Below are 17,628 nucleotides of genomic sequence, written 5' to 3'. Positions count from 1 at the left end.
TGGTCGGCGCCGGCGCCGCGCCCGCCGGAGCCCCCACCGCTTTGTCCCCGGGCCCCACCGACCCCCCCCCCCCCCCCGCCCGGGCCCCGGGGGGGGGGGGGGGGGCCGCCCCCCCCCCCCGACCCCGACCCCCGCCCACCTCCGATCCGCATCCGCCCCGATCCGCGTCCGCACCACCCGCCGGAGAGCCAGATGACCGCCATGACCAGCCGCCCCGCGCTCGGAACGAGCACCCTGGAGGACGTCGACCTCGCCGACCCGCTGCTGCACGCCCGCCACGACCTGGGCGCGCACTGGCAGCGGCTGCGCGAGGAGGAGCCGGTGCACTGGCAGCCGCCGCGCGCCGGCCGGCCGGGGTTCTGGGTGATCAGCCGCTACGACGACGTCGTCTCCGTCCTGGCCGACAGCGCCGCCTTCACCTCGGAGCACGGCAACGTCCTCGACACCCTCCTGGCCGGCGGCGACTCGGCCGCGGGCAAGATGCTCGCCGTCACCGACGGGCGCCCCCACAAGGCGCTCCGCAGCGCCCTGCTCAAGCCCTTCTCGCCGCGCGCCCTCGACGTCGTCGTCGACAGCGTGCGGCGCGGCACCCGCGCCCTGGTGGCGGAGGCCGTCGGGCGCGGCACCGTCGACTTCGCCACCGAGGTCGCCGCGCACATCCCGCTGGCCGCCATCTGCGACCTGCTCGGCGTCCCGGTCTCCGACCGGCAGCACATCATCGACCTCACCTCCTCCGCCCTCTCCTCGCCGGACGGCGTGCCGACCGAGGAGGCGACCTGGGCCTCCCGCAACGGCCTGCTGCTGTACTTCTCCGAGCTGGCCGGCTCCCGCGCGGAGAAGCCGCTCGACGACGTCGTCAGCCTGCTGGTCACCCGGGAGATCGACGGGCGGACGCTGACGCACGAGGAGATCGTCTTCAACTGCTACAGCATCATCATGGGCGGCCACGAGACCACCCGGTTCGCCATGATCGGCGGGCTCCGCGCGCTGATGGAACGGCCGGAGCAGTGGGAGGCGCTCGTCTCCGGCAGGGCCGCCCTCGCCCCGGCGGTGGAGGAGGTGCTGCGCTGGACCACGCCGGCCCTGCACGCCGGCCGCACCGCCGCGCAGGACGTCGTCCTCGGCGGCCAGTTCGTGGAGGAGGGCGATGTCGTCACGACCTGGATGGCGTCGGCCAACCGCGACGAGCGGATCTTCGAACGGCCCGACGCGTTCGACCTCGCCCGCACGCCCAACAAGCACGTGTCCTTCGCCTACGGACCGCACTTCTGCCTGGGCGCCTTCCTGGCCAGGGCGGAGCTGACGGCGCTCCTGGAGAGCCTGATTGAACTGGTCGGGCACGCCGAGCCGGCGGGGGAGGAGTCGTACGTCTACTCCAACTTCCTCAGCGGCCTGTCGTCCCTCCCGGTGGCCCTGCGCCCCCGGACCTGACACACTCCCGGCGGGCCGGGGGTACGCCGCACGGCCCCCCGCCCGCCCGGTGAGCCGCCCGGCGCCCCGCCCCGTACGCCTGCCGCCCCGCCTCACCCCGTACGCCCGCGAGCGCACTGCCCCCGCAGCCCCCCCGTACGCCCGCGGACTCCCCGCTCGCGAGCGCCCCCGCCGTCCCGCCTGGCCCCGCCCCGGACCGCCCCGCCCCCTTCAGACCGCCCCGACCGCCGCCAGCTCCGCCAGCACCGCCCCGACCGTCTCCCGGGCGTGGCTCTGCGGGAAGTAGTGGCCGCCGGGCAGGACCCGCAGTGCGTGCGCGGCGGTCGTGTACCGGTCCCACGGCTCGACCTGCGCCACCGTGGACACCGTGTCCTCCGCGCCCGCGAACGCCGACAGCGGGCAGCCGACCGGCTCAGGCCCCGCCGCCAGGTACCCCTCGGCGAACGCCATGTCGCTGCGCACGGCCCGCAGCAGGTCCCGCAGGAAGTCGGGGAACTCGAGCAGCTCGGGCGGCAGCCCGCCCGTGCCGCTCAGCCAGTCGATCAGCCCGGCGTCGTCGCCGGAGGCCACCGAGCCCCGCCCCAGCGGCACGTGCGGCGCCCGCGACCCCGACACCAGCAGCGCGCTCGGCGTCCGCACCGCGCCCCCGGCCGCCGCCTCCCGCTCGATCCTCAGGGTCAGCTCGTACCCGAGCAGCGCGCCGAAGCTGTGCCCGAAGAACGCGTACGGCAGGTCGAGCTCGCCGCGCAGCCCGTCGAGGAGCGCGTCCACCAGCGCGTCCATGGTCGGCGGCATCGGCTCGTCGATGCGGGAGCCGCGGCCGGGCAGCTCCACCGGCGCCAGCTCGACGCCGTTCGGCAGATGGGCCCGCCACGGGCCGAACACGCCGACGCCGCCGCCGGCGTGCGGCAGGCAGAACAGCCGCAGCCGGGGCAGCCCGCGGGCGTACCGGGCACTGATCCAGGAGGGCGGGGCGAGCGGGCCCGCCGCGGACGCGGTGTCATAAGTGGTCATGGCCGCAAGACTGGGCGGCCCCGCCCGGTGTCGGCCAGGCAGCTCCGCGGCAACTTCGCCGCAAGTAGCCTGTGCCCTCGCGAAGTTGCCGCGTGGCTGCCGGGCGCGATGCCTGGGGGGAGACGCGCGCCCTGCCTAGCGTGAGGCGCATGACGAACACTCCTGCCGCCGTCGGCACCGACGCCGTCTCCGCCATCGTGAGCGGGATGGTCCAGCTGATCGCCCCCCGCAAGGTCGAGTCCGTCGGCCCCGACCAGCGGCTGATCGGCGACCTCGGCTTCCACTCCCTCGTCCTCGCCGAGCTCGGTTACAACCTGGAGGAGCTCTACGGCCTCCGGTCGCTCAACCCCGAGGAGGCCATGCGGCTCCAGAACGTCGGCGACGTGATCGAGCTGGTCCGCGCCGAGGTGGCCGCGGGGCAGGCCCAGCTGGCCGAGGCCGAGGTCGTCGAGGACGTCTTCGCCCGCTACGGCGTCGAGAGCCCGCTTTCGTGAGCGGGCGCGCCTTCGACCGGCCGGCCTACGCCCTCGCCGAGGACCTGGACCGGGCCCTCGGCGACCCCGAGGCCCCGAGCGGGCCGTTCAGCTTCGCCGAGATCGTCGAGCACGAGGAGAACGGCGCCCTGCCGCCCGGCGCGGTCGACGCCATCCGGGCCTGGGGCTTCGCCGAGCACCTGGTGCCGGAGACCTTCGGCGGCAAGCTGCGCGACCTGGAGCAGCTGTTCCTGCTGACCCGCTCGCTCTCGCGCCGCAACGTCACCGTCGCGGTGATGTTCGGCTCGGCCGTGCTCGGGGTCAACCCCGTCTGGCTGTGGGGCACCGACGAGCAGCGCCGGCGCGTGGCGGAGGGCTTCCTCTCCGGCGACCTCGCCTGCTTCGCGGTCTCCGAGCCGGACCACGGCAGCGATCTGGGCACCAACGAGACGACCGCCGTCCGCGACGGCGACGACTACGTGGTGACCGGCGAGAAGTGGCCGGTGGGCAACGCGACCCGCGGCCGCTTCGTCACCGTCTACGCCAAGGTCGAGGGCGCGGGCTCCTCCCTCCTGCTCATCGACAAGCAGCAGCAGGAGGAGGTGACCTGGGAGAACCACCCGTTCGTCCGCACGGTCGGCCTGCGCGGCCACGACCTGAGCGGTCTCACCTTCCAGGGCACCCGGGTGCCGTCCTCCGCCCTGATCGGCCGGCCCGGCGCGGGCCTGCCGGAGGTGCTCCAGGTCCTCCAGATCACCCGGACCGCCATCGGCGCCCTGTCGGTCGGCACCATGGACTCGGTGCTCCGGATCGGTCTGCGGCACTCCAGGGACCGGATCCTGTACGGGGCGCCGATCTACGAGATCCCCGTCATCCGGCGGCATCTGCTGGGCGGCTTCCTCGACCTGCTGATCGCCGAGTGCACCGCGCTGCCGGTGGCCCGGGCGCTCACCGTGGCGCCGTCCCGGCTCAGCCTCTGGTCCTCGGTGGTCAAGTACCTGGTGCCGACCCTCGGCGAGGAGGTCGTCCAGGAGACGGCCCGCGTCCTGGGCGCCCGCAGCTACCTGCGCGAGGGCGTCGCGCACGGCGCGTTCCAGAAGCTCCAGCGGGACCACGCGATCGCGAGCATCTTCGAGGGCACCACCCACGTCAACCTGCACGGCATCGCCGCGCAGCTGCGGGCCGTGGCCCGGGTGGCGCAGAGGCCCGCCCGCAAGGGCGAGGAAGTGCTGAGCGCGCTGTTCGACTGGTCGCGGGAGGCGCCGCGCTGGGAGCCCTCGGGCCGTGCGCTGCGGCTCACCAACGCCGCCGAGGACGAGATCACGCGCGGCTGGGACGCGGCGGTCGAGGAGGCGCGCCGGATCGCCGGGAGCGAGCTGCCGGCCGCCGAGGGGGCAGCCCTGGTGAAGGTGCTGGAAGCCTTCGGCGAGCGCCGGCGGGCGCTCTACGCCCGGGTGGACAGCGACGCCTTCGACGCGGTGTCCACCGAGGGCCAGGACCTGGCCGCGGAGCACTGCGTGCACCACGCCGCGGCCTCCTGCCTCTACACCTGGCTCCACTCCTTCGGAGCGGAGCGCGCCGCCGAGGGCGGCACCGGCTGGCTGGTCCTGGTCCTGCAGCGGCTCCTCCGGCGGATCGACCCCGCGGTCGAGCTGGACGAGACGTTCCTCCCGTGGCTGGAGGAGCGGATCCTGGCCTCGCTCGACGGCCCGGAGCACTTCTCGCTCCGGACCGTCAAGGAAGCGGTCGGCGCCTGACCCCCGCGATCATGCGCCCTTCACGCCTGGTGTTCCGTCAGCCGACGGCGCACCAGGCGCTTTCCTGTGCCGGTTCGGCGACCTCGGTGACGAAGTGCCGGACCAGGGAGGGGACCCGGTAGTTGTACTGGCGCTCGCGGTGGATCTGCACCAGCGAGGCGTCGGCCAGCTCGGCCAGCAGATGGGCGACGTGCGGCGCGCCGGCCGGGTCGCCGGGACCGGGGATCGTCAGCGCCTCGTCCAGCGAGAACGTCCTGGGCAGGGCGGTCAGCCGGTGCAGCAGGTCCCGGTGGGCGGTCGGCAGCAGCTCGTAGCTCCAGCGGACGCTGCTCGACAGGGTGCGGTGCCGGGAGAGGTCTCCCGCGTCGACCCGCGCCAGCAGGTGGAACAGCGTGTCGTCGTTCAGGAGCGAGGTGAGCGGCAGCGAGCGCAGACGGCCGGCCGCTAACTCGATGGCCAGCGGGAGCCCGTCGAGCAGGGCGCACAGCTCGCGGACGAGCGGCAGCCGGCTGCTCAGGTCGAGCGTCGGCAGGCTCGCCTGCACCCGGCGCAGGAAGAGCTCCACCGCGCTCGGCACGGCGGACTCCCCCCGCATCGGCATCCCGGTGTCCAGCGGCTCGACCTCCCAGGTCTCCGCCGCGCTCACCGCCATGGTGCGGCGCGAGGTGACCAGGACGTGCAGCCCGGGGTGGGCGTCGAGCAGCCCGCGGACCACCCGGGCGGTCTGCTGCACGACGTGCTCGGCGCTGTCGAGCACCAGCAACTGTCTGCGGATTCCCGCGTCTTCGCGCGTAGAGATGTCGGAGCGGACGAGGTCGCCGGTGATGCGGTGGAGCTCGCTGGCGGCGCGGACCGGGTCGAGGTGCTCGGGCGGGCAGTCGTGGAGTTCGGCCACGGCCACCCCGTCCTGGAAGAGCGGCAGCAGCCGGGCGGCGGCGGCGAGCGCCAGCCGGGTCTTGCCCACCCCGCCGGGTCCCGTCAGGACGACGAGCCGGCCGCGCTGGACGGCGCCGAGGAGGTGCCGCAGGTCGGCCTGGCGGCCCACCAGCGGAGCCGGAAGCGGGCGGGGTCCGTACCACGGAGGCGGTCCCGAGTCGGCCGCCGGCCGCTCGGCCTCGGGGTGCGGGACGGGAGCCGGCCAGCCGCCGCTCTCCGCGGGCGCTCCCTTGTCGAGCGCGGAGGCGGTGGCGCCGAACGCGCTGAGCAGCAGGGAGACGGAGCTGCGGCGCGGGTTGATGTTGGTGCCCGTCTCCAGGTTGCGGATGGTCCGGACGCTGACACCGGACCTTTCCGACAGCTCTTCCTGCGTCCAGCCCGACATTCTGCGTTGGTGGAGCAGGAAGTCTCTCAGGCTGTGGATGTCCGTCGGTCGGAACGGGATGGTCTCGTTCGGGGTCTGCATGGGGAAGAACACCCTCCGGATCGTGTGCGGAATGCCTTGCAACGCGCAGGGGGATCAGCGGTGTTGTTCCGGCGACGACATGACGATGTCGTGGCCGCCTGGTGCCGGGCCGATCTGCGGGAGAGGGGCATGGATGGTCCCGAATTCCCGTGGGTGTTTGCCTTTATCCGAGGTTTATCTGTGGGGTCGGGGAAAGACGGCGGTTGCAAGCGGGAGGCGGCCGATCGGGATCAGCGTAACCGGGAAGTGCGGGCGGGACTGTGGCAGGAAGTGCTGGTTGGCAGCTTGGTGCCACTGATTCATAAACCGTGGAGGGGAAGGCGGGGTGAGGAACAGGTGAACTGACGCCGGATCAGGTTTTACTTTGTTGAATGAGCAAACTTGTCAACAGAATCCCCGACCGCGCCGACCAGCGCCCCAGCAGCGGGCCTTTTGAAAGTACCGGCAGCGAGATTTCCGTTTCCGGGGGTATCGCGAGGAAAGTGCCGTCCGGGTACGGTCGCACCGTGAAGTCCTGGAATCCGAACCGGGCCCCCAGCCACGGCGAGAACGCCTTGTACGCCGCCTCCTTGGCGCTGAACACCAGCCGGTCGCAGGGCGGTCCGTCCGGCGGGAAGTCCTCCCGCAGCCACGCCCGCTCCGCGGCGCCCACCACCCGGGCGGCCACCACCGCGGGCAGCGGCTCCAGCGGCTCCGCGTCGATCCCCACCGAGGCGTACGCCGACGCGCGCGCCACCACCGCCGCCCGGTAGCCCGCGCAGTGCGTCATGCTGCCCACCACCCCCGGCGGCCAGCCCGGCGCCCCGAGCGGCCCCGGCACCAGCGGCGCCGGCGCCGCCCCCAGACCGGCCAGCGCCGCCCGCGCGCAGCCGCGCACCGTGGTGAACTCGCGCAGCCGCTCCGGCGACACCCCCGCCACCGCGGCCCGTTCGGCCGGGAAGAGCGCCACCCGGGCCGCGGGACCGACGTCCCCGAACGCCTCCGCCGCGCACACCCCCGCCGGCAGCGGGCCGCCGATCACCGGCCGCCCGCCCCGGCGCTCGGCACACACCGGTCGACCGGCGGAACCGGATTCACCCCTTCGGGCCTCTTGATCGCACAAGTGGGTGATCGGGTAGAAAGTGGAAGAGCCGGGAGCGTACGCGTTCGACCGCACGACCAGCCGCGCGCGCTCCGAAGGTAACGGGGAACAGGGGGACGCGAGCTCATGCTCGGAAGACTAGGACGGTTAGGGTTCGACCACCTCGCCGCAGCCGTGTACAGAGGGCTGATCGGCAGCAGTTCGAAGAGTGTCGACGACCTCGCCAAGGAGCTCGCCCTGCCCGCGGGCGAGGTGCGCTCCGCCATCGAGCGGCTGGAGAAGATGGACCTCCTCCTGCCGCAGCGGGAGGGCCGCAGCCGGCTCGTCGACCCGAACGTCGGCCTGAAGTCCCTGCTGCTCCGGCAGATCGCCGGGATAGAGGACCGGATCAGGGAGTTCGAGGAGGACCGGGCCACCGTCCTCGACCTCCTCGCGCACTTCGCCGACCGCCACCCCGGTGGCATGGAGGCGGGCGGTGTCCACGTCTCCGGCCGCGAGGCGGTGACCGACCGGCTCTGGCAGCTCGCCGGCGACGTGGAGGCCGAATGGCTCGCCTTCGTCCCCGGCGGCGTCCGCAACACGGAATGGCTGGAACTGGCCGCGGCCCTCACCGTCCAGGTCCACAACAGAGAGGTGGCCAACCGCTCCGTCTACACCGACGGCATCCGCACCGACGCCGCCGCGCTCCGCCGCGCCACCCGCTGCGCGGAGTCGGGCTGCCCCGTGCGCACTGTCCCTTCGCTGCCGGTCCACATGCTGCTCATCGACCGGAGCCGGGTCCTGCTGCCGGTGGACCCCTGCGACCCCTGGTACGCCGTCATGGAGATCACCTCGCCGGGCGTGCTCGCCGCCCTCCAGGCGCTCTTCGAGCAGGTGTGGGAGAGCGGCGTCCCGCTCGGCACCGACACCGGCACCGACGAGCACGGGCTCAGCCCGCAGGAGCGCGAGCTGGTCCGGCTGCTCTCGCGCGGACTCACCGACGGCGCCGTGAGCAGACGCCTCGGCGTCTCCCTGCGCACCGTCCGCCGGGTCGTCGCGGACCTCTCCACCCGCCTCGGCGCGGAGAGCCGCTTCGAGATGGGCTACCGAGCGGCCGAACGCGGCTGGCTCTGACCGGCCGGACCCGACGCGTCCCACCGGGCCGGGCCCGCCGGGGCGGCCCCGGGGCGAGCGTTCCGACGCCCGCCCCGGAGCCGCCCGCAGGAGCGTTCCGACGCCCGCCCCCGGGCCACCCGCAGAGCCGCTCCGACGCCCGTCAGGCGCGGCCCGCGGAGCCGTTCCGACGCCCGCCCCGGGCCACCCACAGCCGGCGTTCCGATGCCCGCTCCGGGCCGCCCCCACGGGCAGGGGAACGCCCGCCTCGAACCGCCCGCAGCACGCCTCCGAAGCCCTCCGCCGCGGCGGCAACTCCGGCCGGAAGTTGCCGGTGCAGTGCCTGGTCCGGCCGTCCCCGGGTGAACGAGCATCGGCGGGAGCCGGGAGGTCATCCCGGGCACCGCACGGCACGGGGGAAGAGGACGCATGGCCACGGCGCAGCCGCGCTCCGACGAGGACGAGCGCACCGGGGAGGTCGACACCGCCCCCCCGTCGCTGTGGCGCAATCTCGACTACATGTACTGGTGGACCGGCAACGGCGTGTCCACCCTCGGCACCAGCGTCACCACCCTCGCCTTCCCCCTCCTGATGCTCTCCGCCACCGGATCGGTGGCCCAGGCCGGCGTCATCACCGCCTGCCACATGATCGGCACCCTGGTCATGCTCCCCGTCGGCGGCGTCCTCGCCGACCGGGTATCGCGCCGCGCGCTGATGATCTCGGCGTCGTTCGGCCAGGCCCTCGCCATGGGCGCGGTCGCCCTGCTGGTCTACCGGGGCGACCCGGTGATCCTCCTCCTGGACGCGCTCGCCCTGGCCGGCGGCCTCGCCGCCGGACTGCGCAGCGGCGTGTCCATGTCCGCCCTGCGCCGGATCGTCCCCAAGGAACAGGTGCCCACGGCCACCGCGCAGGGCATGGGCCGCGACATGGTCGCCCATCTGCTGGGCGCCCCGCTCGGCGGCCTGCTCTACTCGATGTCCCGCTGGATGCCGTTCCTCTTCGACGCGCTGTCCTTCCTCTTCGTCACGCTCGCCTCGGCGCTGATCCGCCGCCCGCTGGGCCCCGACCCGTACACGGGACAGGGCCCGCGACCGGGCCTGTTCACCGAGATGGCCGACGGCCTGCGGATCGTCCGCGGCAGCCGGTACCTCGTGTTCACCATCGTCTGGGGCGCCCTGCTCAACGTCGTCGCGGAGGGCTTCACCCTGCTCTTCGTGGTCCTCGTGCAGCACCGCGGCGGCAGCCCCACCGACGTCGGCACCGCCACCTCGCTCGCGCTCGTCGGCGGCCTGCTCGGCGCCACCGTCGGCCCCGCCCTGATGCGGAGGATGGGCGCCCGGCGGGTGATGCTGGTGGCCGCCTGGCTCTTCGTGTCCTGCTTCGCCGCCGTGGTCTGGGTGCCGAGCCCCTGGCAGATCGGTCTGGTCATGCTCGTCGCGATGACCAGCATGGTTCCGCTGAACGTGGTCATCGAGTCCTATCAGGTGCGGCTGGTCCCCGACGCCTACCTGGGCCGGCTGGCCGCCGTCGTCCGGTTCAGCGTCCAGGCCGTGCAGTGGACGGGCCCGCTGGCCGCCGGCTTCCTCGCCGACGCGCTCGGCGTCCGCACCGCCGTCCTCGTCCTCGCCGTGTGCATGGCCGCCCTCGCCCTCGCCCTGCACGTCGCCCGCGGCAGGCTGAGCCTCCTCGACATTCCTCTGGCCGAGGTCCGGGAGATCGATCCTCCCGGCGTGCCGGCTCCGGGGCCGGTGGTCGACACCGACGCCAACGACCGCTCGAAAGAGGACAGTTCGGAAGAGGACGAGCGCCGTGCGGAAGCAGGGTGTGGAAGGGTTGACGACATGACTGAACACTCCGGACATCACGACCAGAACAAGCAGATGGAGAAGGCCCGGGGCAGCGAGCTCCTGGCCTCCGACGACGACCGCAACCGCGTCGCCGAGAAGGTGCGGGCGGCCGTCGCCGCCGGCCGCCTGGAGATCGCCGACCTCGACGCCCGGCTGGCCCAGGTCTACGAGGCCAGGACCCACGGAGAGCTCGACGTGGCCGGCCGCGGACTGCCGGACATCGGCCCCCGCGACGCCCTCGTGGTGGACCGCGCGCCCACCTCGCGCTTCGCCCTCGGCATGTTCGGCGGGTTCGAGCGCCAGGGCGAGTGGGTGGTCCCGCCGCGCTTCACCGCCTGGTCCATGTGGGGCGGCGGCCGGCTCGACCTCAGCGAGGCGCGCTACGCCGAGCAGGAGACGGTCATCCGGGCCGTCGCGCTCTTCGGCGGCACCGAGATCGTCCTCCCCGACGACATCGAGGTCGAGGTCAGGGGCTTCGGACTCTTCGGCGTGTTCGGCAAGCGCGGCGCCCGCAAGCACAACAAGCCCGGCACCCCCCGCGTGCTCATCAAGGGCCTCGCGATGTTCGGCGGCGTCGTCACCAAGACCAGGGAGATGAACCGCTCCGTCGAGAAGTAGCCCCGGCCGGCCCGTGACCGCACGGCCCGCCCGTCCCGCCGTACCGGCCCCCGCCCCTCCCCCTCGGGGCGAGACACGAAGGAAGCCATGGAAGATCCAGTGCGGACCACGTCCCTGCTCCACGTGGCCGAGAGCCTGCGCACCGGTGCCACCGGCGTGCGGGAGCACACGGACGCCACCCTCCGGCGCATCGCCGACGTGGACCGGGCGGTGCGCGCCTTCGTGGACGAGCCGGAGCGGACGGAGCGGTTACGAGCGGCCGCACGGGACCTCGCGGACCGCCGGCCGGCACCGGACACCGGACCGGCGCTGTACGGCGTGCCCGTCGGCGTGAAGGACATCCTGCACGTCGACGGGCTGCCCACCCGGGCCGGCTCCACCCTGCCCGTCGAGGAACTGACTGGCCCGCAGGGCACCGCCGTCTCGCGGCTCCTCGCCGCGGGCGCGCTGATCGCCGGCAAGACGGTGACCGCCGAGTTCGCCGTCGCCGCCCCCGGCCCCACCCGCAACCCGCACCACCTCGACCACACCCCGGGCGGCTCCAGCAGCGGCTCGGCCGCCGCCGTCGCCGCCGGACTCGTCCCGCTGGCCCTCGGCACCCAGACCATCGCCTCGCTCATCCGCCCCGCCGCCTACTGCGGCGTCGTCGGCTACAAGCCCACCCACGGCCGCGTCCCGACCGACGGCGTCCTGCCGACCTCCCCGTCGTACGACACCGTGGGCACCTTCACCGCCACCGCGGCCGACGCCGCCCTCGCCGCCTCCGTCCTCTGCGACGACTGGCGCCCCGAGCGCGCCGGTACGGACCGGCCGGTGCTCGCCGTCCCGGTGGGCCCGTACCTCGGCTTCGCCGAACCGGAGGCGCGCACCGCCTTCGACCGGCAGGTGACCGCCCTGCGCGACGCCGGATACGAGATCCGCGAGGTCCCCGTGTTCGACGACTTCGAGCAGGACGCCTTCTCCCTCTTCGTCGTCAACCTCTACGAACTGGCTCGCGCCCACGCCGACCTGTTCGACCGCCATGCCGAGCGGTACGACCCCCGTACCGCCGAGGCGATCATCCAGGGCCGCACGGCCCAGGACTCCGACTACGCCGACGCCCAGAAGGCCCGCGCCGCCTTCCGCGACCGCCTCGACGACACGACCCACCGCCACGGCGTCGACCTGTGGATCACCCCCGCGGCCACCGGCCCGGCCCCCCGCGGACTCGACAACGCCGGCGACTCGGTCATGTCCCTCCCCTGGAGCGCCGCCGGCCTGCCCCTCGTCACGGTCCCGGCCGGACGCTCCGAGGCGGGCCTCCCCCTGGGCCTCCAGTGCGCCGGCGCCGCCGGCGAGGACGAGCGCCTGCTCCGCTGGGCGCAGGACGTGCACGACGCGCTGACGGCATGACACCCGGGCCGGCGGTTCCGGCAGTGACAGACGGAGAATCGAGGGACCGGCAGTGGAGATGGGCATCGTCGCCGTCGGGACGGCGTTCGGCGAACTGTGCGACGTACGGGAGACCGCGGCCGAGTACCTGGCCGACCCCGGCGTCGCCGAGAAGATGGGCTACGACACGTACTACCGGCTGAGCGAGGGCGACACGCCCACCGCCCTGGCCGCACGCGCCGCACGCGAGGCGCTGGAGGACGCGGACCTCGACGTGGACGACCTGGACCTCCTGATCGTCGGCGTCTCCGACATCCCCGAGTACCTCGGCTGGGACACCTCCGCCGCCGTCGCCCGCGCACTGGGCGGCCGCACCGTCCCCACCGTCCAGTTCACCCAGTCCTGCGCCGCCTGGTCGCCCGCCCTGGACCACGCCGCCGGCGCCATGGCCCTGTCGCCCGACACGGACACCGTCCTGCTGGTCCTGGTCAACGTGCTCAGCGAGACGCACGCCAACCGGATGGACTTCAACGCCACCATCGCCAGCGACGGCGCCGTCGCCGCCGTCCTCAAGCGCGACCACCCCCGGCTGCGCCGGCTCTCCTCGGCCCACCTCACCAACGCCGACTACGCCGACCTCTTCCGCATCGAGTACGGAGGCTCCGCCGCGCCCGTCGCGCCCGAGGGCGAGGGCAATCTGGACGTGGACCCGAAGATCGCGGTCTTCCGCCACTTCGACCGCGACCCGGACCGCTTCGAGGAGTTCGAGCAGGAGATCCGCGCCCGGCTGGCCGGCGTCGTCGACACCGCCCTGGTCCGCGCCGGACGCGAGCGCCACGAGATCGCCCGGCTCGTCTTCATCAACGACAACCAGCGAGCCGTCCAGGAGGCCGGCGAGGCCGTCGGACTGCCCGTCGAGCGCACCAACGCCGCACTCGCCCGCGAGCTGGGCCACATGGGCGCCGCCGACCAGCTCGTCTGCCTCTGGCGCCACGTCGAGGCCGGCGAGCTCGCCAAGGGCGACCTGGTCGCCCTGGCCGGCATCTCGGCACCCGGAATGCACTGGTTCTGCACACTCATCGAGGTGTGAGGCCGCCCACCCGGCCGGGCCCAGGGCCCGGCCGGCGGGGACCCGCGAGAGGAGACACCATGACCACCGAGTCCCGGACGCCCCCGGCCCCGGCCGGCACCGTCACGGAGGAGGAGATAGCCCGCTTCGTCGTCGAGCGCTTCCTCCCCTCCGTCGACATCGCCGAACTCGACCCCGAGTACGACCTCCTGGCCACCGCCGTCATCGACAGCCTCGGCCTCCTCCAGGTGGCCTCCTGGCTGGAGCGGACGCACGGCGTCGTCGTGCCCGACCGCGAGCTCACCGGCCCGCGCTTCCGCAGCGTGCGCGCCATCCGCGAGACCGCCGAGCGGGCCGCGGGCGGCCGGTCATGAGCCGCACCCTGCCCGAGGCGTTCGCCGCACACGCCGCCGAACGGCCCGAGGCCCCCGCCCTCGTCTGGGAGGACCGCCCCGTCTCCTACGGCGAGCTGTACGCCATGGCGGTCCGCGCCCGCGCCCGCGTCGAGGCCGCCGTCCCCGACCCCGCCCACCCGGTGGGGCTCCACGTCCGCAAGTCGCCCGGGGCGGTCGCCCTGGTCCTCGGCTGCCTCATGGCCGGCCGCGCCTTCCTGCTGCCCTCCCGCGAACTGCCCGAGGAGCCCCTGCGCTCCCTGTACGAGCAGGCCGGCTGCCGAGCGGTCCTGGGCACCGAGCCCCACCCGCTCGTCGACCACCCGGTGGACCTCACCGGCGACCCGGCGGCCCCCGGCCCCGCCGCGCCGCCCGCCCCGGTGACCGAGGACACCGTCGGCTTCATGCTGACCACCTCCGGCTCCACCGGACTGCCGAAGATCGTGCCCGTCCCCACCGGCGCCGTCACCCGCTTCACCGCCTGGGCCGGCGAGTCCTTCCCCCTCGGCCCCGGCGCCCGGGTGCTGAACTACGCCCCGCTCAACTTCGACCTCTGCCTGCTGGACATCTGGAGCACCCTCGCCCACGGCGGCACCGTCGTCCTGGCCGACCCGGACCGCGGCGCCTCCCCCTCGTACCTGCGCGACCTCGTCGCCGACCACGCCGTCACCCTCATCCAGGGCGTCCCGCTCCTCTTCCAGCTGCTCATCGAGGCCACCGCCGGCAGCGGACCCCTGACCACCCCCGAACACATCGTCTTCGCCGGCGAGAGCACCCCCGGCCGCGTCCTGGAAGACCTCGCCGAGGTCTTCCCCGACGCCCGCTGGTACAACAACTACGGCTGCACGGAGACGAACAACAGCTTCCTGCACGTCATCGACCGCACCACCCCGGTCCGCGCCCCCCTCCCCATCGGCCGCCCCCTCCCCGGCGTGGACTGGCTGATCGCCGACGAGGACGGCAAACCGGTCACCACCCAGGGCCGCGGCGAACTTTTCGTCAGCACCCCCTTCCAGACGACCGGCTACCTCAACGCCCCCAACGCCGACCGCTTCGCCCCGCACCCCGACGGCGAACCCGGCCGCGTCTACTACCGCACCGGCGACGTGGTCACCCGCCACGAGGACGGCACCGTCAGCGTCCTCGGCCGCACCGACTTCATGGTGAAGGTGCGCGGCTTCCAGATCAGCACCCAGGCCGTCGAACAGGTCCTCCTCGACCACCCCGAGGTCGTCGAGGCCGCGGTCATCGCCCTGCCCGACCCGGTGGCCGGCAAGCGCCTGCACGCCGTCCTGCGCGTCACCGCCCCCGGCGCCGTCTCCACCCTCGCCCTGCGCAGCCACTGCGCCCGTCACACCGTCCGCGCCGCCGTCCCGACCGCCTTCGACCTCACCACCGACCCCCTCCCCAAGACCTCCACAGGCAAGATCGACCGAACCCACGTCCGCCAATCCCTCACCCCCACCCCACCCCCCGCCTGACACCCCGCCCGCACCGCCCCTCCCACCGCTCCACACGGGTGGCGTGTGGGCGGCGCGCAGGCGGGTGCGCGAGGATGACCCCATGGCGAACCGACTGGCCCACGAGACCTCCCCCTACCTGCTCCAGCACGCCGACAACCCGGTCGACTGGTGGCCCTGGTCCGCCGAGGCGTTCGAGGAGGCCCGGCGCCGCGACGTCCCCGTGCTCCTCAGCGTCGGCTACAGCTCCTGCCACTGGTGCCACGTGATGGCCCACGAGTCGTTCGAGGACGAGGCCACCGCCGCGCTGGTCAACGAGCACTTCGTCGCCGTCAAGGTCGACCGCGAGGAGCGCCCCGACGTCGACGCCGTCTACATGGAGGCCGTCCAGGCCGCCACCGGTCAGGGCGGCTGGCCCATGACCGTCTTCCTCACCCCCGACGCCGCCCCCTTCTACTTCGGCACCTACTTCCCGCCGGAGCCCCGGCACGGCATGCCGTCCTTCCCCGAGGTCCTCGACGGCGTCCGCGCCGCCTGGGCGGACCGCCGGGGCGAGGTCGCCGAGGTCGCCGACCGGATCGTGAAGGACCTCGCCGGCCGCTCGCTCGCCCACGGCGGCGGAGGGCTGCCCGGCGAGGAGGAGCTGGCCGGCGCCCTGCTCGGCCTCGTCCGCGAGTACGACGCCACCCACGGCGGCTTCGGCGGCGCCCCCAAGTTCCCGCCGTCGATGGTCCTGGAGTTCCTGCTCCGCCACCACGCCCGCACGGGCGCCGAGGGCGCCCTCCAGATGGCCGCCGACACCTGCGAGGCGATGGCCCGCGGCGGCATCTACGACCAGCTCGGCGGCGGCTTCGCCCGGTACGCCGTCGACCGCGCCTGGGTCGTCCCGCACTTCGAGAAGATGCTGTACGACAACGCGCTGCTCTGCCGCGTCTACGCCCATCTGTGGAAGGCGACCGGCAGCGACCTCGCGCGCCGGGTCGCCCTGGAGACCGCCGACTTCATGGTCCGCGAGCTCCGCACCCCCGAGGGCGGATTCGCCTCCGCCCTCGACGCCGACTCCGACGACGGGACGGGCAAGCACGTCGAGGGCGCCTACTACGTGTGGACCCCGGCCCAGCTCGCCGAGGCCCTCGGCGCGGAGGACGCCGCCCTCGCCGCCACCCACTACGGCGTCACCGAGGACGGCACCTTCGAGCACGGCGCCTCGGTCCTCCAGCTCCCCCAGGAGGCGGGCCCGGCCGACGCCGGCCGGATCGCCTCCATCCGCACCCGGCTGCACGCGGCCCGCGAGCGGCGCGAGCGCCCCGGCCGCGACGACAAGATCGTCGCCGCCTGGAACGGCCTCGCGATCGCCGCCCTCGCCGAGACCGGCGCCCTCTTCGACCGCCCCGACCTGGTCGAGCGCGCCACCGAGGCCGCCGACCTGCTGGTCCGCCTCCACCTCGACGACGGCGGCCGGCTCACCCGCACCTCGAAGGACGGGCGGGCCGGCGCCAACGCGGGCGTCCTGGAGGACTACGCCGACGTCGCCGAGGGCTTCCTCGCCCTCGCCGCCGTCACCGGCGAGGGCGCCTGGCTCGACTTCGCCGGCCTCCTCCTGGACCACGTCCTCGACCGCTTCACGGGCGAGGGAGGCACGCTGTTCGACACGGCCCACGACGCCGAGACCCTCATCCGGCGCCCCCAGGACCCCACCGACAACGCCACCCCGTCCGGCTGGACCGCCGCCGCCGGAGCACTGCTCTCGTACGCGGCACACACCGGCTCCGAGGCCCACAGGACCGCCGCCGAGGGAGCCCTCGGCGTGGTCAAGGCCCTCGGCCCGCGCGCCCCCCGCTTCATCGGCTGGGGCCTCGCCGTCGCCGAGGCGCTGCTCGACGGCCCCCGCGAGATCGCCGTCGTCGGTGCCGCCGCCGACCCCGCCTTCCAGGAGCTGCGCCGTACGGCCCTGGGGGCGACCACTCCCGGAGCGGTCCTCGCCGCCGGAGCCCCCGACGGCGAGGAGTTCCCGCTCCTCGCGGACCGCCCGCTGGTCGCCGGGTCACCCGCCGCGTACGTCTGCCGTCACTTCACCTGCGACGCACCCGTCACCGACCCGGACGCCCTGGCCCGCCTGCTGCGCTGAGCCCTCGAACGGACACGGCCCCGCCGCCCCTCCGGAGAGGGACGACGGGGCCGCGCCGTGGCCGAGCGGCGATGCTCAGTGGTTGCCGGCGCCGTTGCCGGACAGCACGGGGATGTCGCTGAGGATGTGCGACAGCGGCTCGTCGCCCTTGGCCTGGGTCGAGTTCTCGACGCACTGCTGGTTCTGCGGGGAGGACAGGACGTTGATGTCCTGGACCGCGATCGGGATGGCACCGATCAGCGAACCGGCGTTGACCTTGGCCGGGAGACCGATGCACGGCTTGTTCAGGGAACCCTGGACGAGCGCGAACTGCGGGCTCATGTTGCCGTAGGTGGCGGAGTTGCCGAACTCCTGGTGCGCGCCGTTGCCGGAGAGCGAGGTGGTGCCACCGTCGTCGGCGATCGCGAGCGCCTGCCCGGCCGTCGCGCCGACGACCGAAACGGCCACCGCTGCGGTCGCGAGGAGCTTCTTCATGGTTCTGGCCTTTCGGAT

General features: G+C 74.1%; 14 protein-coding genes. 10 read left to right on the top strand and 4 right to left on the bottom strand.

Translation table 11 applies throughout. From position 1 onward, the window contains the following. Nucleotides 1–201: 201 nt before the first annotated feature. Nucleotides 202–1,431 carry a cytochrome P450 gene (locus ACFYT9_RS34810; protein ID WP_389170097.1) on the top strand — a complete coding sequence of 410 codons (1,230 nt, stop codon included), beginning with the start codon at nt 202–204 and terminating at the stop codon, nt 1,429–1,431. A 210-nt stretch (nt 1,432–1,641) separates the two neighbouring features. Here the strand turns inward: ACFYT9_RS34810 and ACFYT9_RS34805 are convergent, their stop codons facing one another. Continuing rightward, entirely contained in the window at nt 1,642–2,445 is an 804-nt protein-coding gene (locus ACFYT9_RS34805; RefSeq protein WP_389170087.1) for a thioesterase II family protein, read from the bottom strand. A 149-nt stretch (nt 2,446–2,594) separates the two neighbouring features. Between ACFYT9_RS34805 and ACFYT9_RS34800 the strand changes: the two genes are divergently transcribed. Beyond that, on the top strand, nt 2,595–2,939 hold the full coding sequence (locus tag ACFYT9_RS34800; protein ID WP_387272717.1) for an acyl carrier protein: 345 nt from the start codon (nt 2,595–2,597) through the stop codon (nt 2,937–2,939). Then, nucleotides 2,936–4,675 (top strand): acyl-CoA dehydrogenase family protein, encoded by a 1,740-nt coding sequence (locus ACFYT9_RS34795; RefSeq protein WP_387272719.1) that lies wholly within the window; start codon nt 2,936–2,938, stop codon nt 4,673–4,675. The genes ACFYT9_RS34800 and ACFYT9_RS34795 overlap by 4 nt, the downstream gene beginning before the upstream one ends. Before the next feature lie 37 nt (nt 4,676–4,712). Here the strand turns inward: ACFYT9_RS34795 and ACFYT9_RS34790 are convergent, their stop codons facing one another. Both ACFYT9_RS34790 and ACFYT9_RS34785 read right to left on the bottom strand, forming a co-directional pair. After that, nucleotides 4,713–6,077: a helix-turn-helix domain-containing protein gene (locus tag ACFYT9_RS34790; protein ID WP_376602775.1), complete on the bottom strand. Its 1,365-nt coding sequence runs from the start codon at nt 6,075–6,077 to the stop codon at nt 4,713–4,715. A gap of 352 nt (nt 6,078–6,429) precedes the next feature. Further along, complete coding sequence (locus ACFYT9_RS34785; protein WP_389170082.1) at nt 6,430–7,128, bottom strand: 4'-phosphopantetheinyl transferase; 699 nt, start codon at nt 7,126–7,128, stop codon at nt 6,430–6,432. 204 nt (nt 7,129–7,332) lie between these two features. Between ACFYT9_RS34785 and ACFYT9_RS34780 the strand changes: the two genes are divergently transcribed. From ACFYT9_RS34780 to ACFYT9_RS34750, 7 genes are all read left to right on the top strand, one after another. Next, on the top strand, nt 7,333–8,271 hold the full coding sequence (locus ACFYT9_RS34780) for a LuxR C-terminal-related transcriptional regulator (RefSeq protein WP_389170079.1): 939 nt from the start codon (nt 7,333–7,335) through the stop codon (nt 8,269–8,271). Between the two features lie 408 nt (nt 8,272–8,679). Further along, a complete protein-coding gene (locus ACFYT9_RS34775) occupies nt 8,680–10,716 on the top strand; it encodes an MFS transporter (protein WP_387272725.1) in 2,037 nt (678 codons plus the stop codon). An 87-nt stretch (nt 10,717–10,803) separates the two neighbouring features. After that, nucleotides 10,804–12,108, top strand: a complete 1,305-nt coding sequence (locus ACFYT9_RS34770) for an amidase (protein ID WP_389170076.1) — start codon at nt 10,804–10,806, stop codon at nt 12,106–12,108. Nucleotides 12,109–12,166: 58 nt separating this feature from the next. Then, nucleotides 12,167–13,177, top strand: coding sequence for a 3-oxoacyl-[acyl-carrier-protein] synthase III C-terminal domain-containing protein (locus ACFYT9_RS34765; protein ID WP_387272773.1), 1,011 nt, complete (start codon nt 12,167–12,169; stop codon nt 13,175–13,177). A gap of 59 nt (nt 13,178–13,236) precedes the next feature. Further along, nucleotides 13,237–13,530 (top strand): acyl carrier protein, encoded by a 294-nt coding sequence (locus ACFYT9_RS34760; RefSeq protein ID WP_376599764.1) that lies wholly within the window; start codon nt 13,237–13,239, stop codon nt 13,528–13,530. Further along, nucleotides 13,527–15,029, top strand: coding sequence for an AMP-binding protein (locus ACFYT9_RS34755; RefSeq protein WP_389170072.1), 1,503 nt, complete (start codon nt 13,527–13,529; stop codon nt 15,027–15,029). Before ACFYT9_RS34760 ends, ACFYT9_RS34755 begins: the two co-directional genes overlap by 4 nt. A gap of 82 nt (nt 15,030–15,111) precedes the next feature. Beyond that, the gene (locus ACFYT9_RS34750; protein ID WP_389170069.1) at nt 15,112–17,136 is read left to right on the top strand and encodes a thioredoxin domain-containing protein; all 2,025 of its coding nucleotides are present in this window, start codon (nt 15,112–15,114) and stop codon (nt 17,134–17,136) included. Nucleotides 17,137–17,211: 75 nt separating this feature from the next. On the opposite strand, the gene ACFYT9_RS34745 is transcribed toward ACFYT9_RS34750, so the two are convergent. Further along, a complete protein-coding gene (locus tag ACFYT9_RS34745) occupies nt 17,212–17,610 on the bottom strand; it encodes a rodlin (RefSeq protein ID WP_376599753.1) in 399 nt (132 codons plus the stop codon). Between the last annotated feature and the right edge of the window lie 18 nt (nt 17,611–17,628).

This window comes from Streptomyces sp. NPDC004435 (assembly GCF_042873895.1).
In the GTDB taxonomy this organism is placed as follows: Bacteria; Actinomycetota; Actinomycetes; order Streptomycetales; family Streptomycetaceae; genus Streptomyces.
The sequence above is the reverse complement of the archived record's forward strand: the minus strand, read 5'-3'. Positions and strand labels throughout refer to the sequence as shown.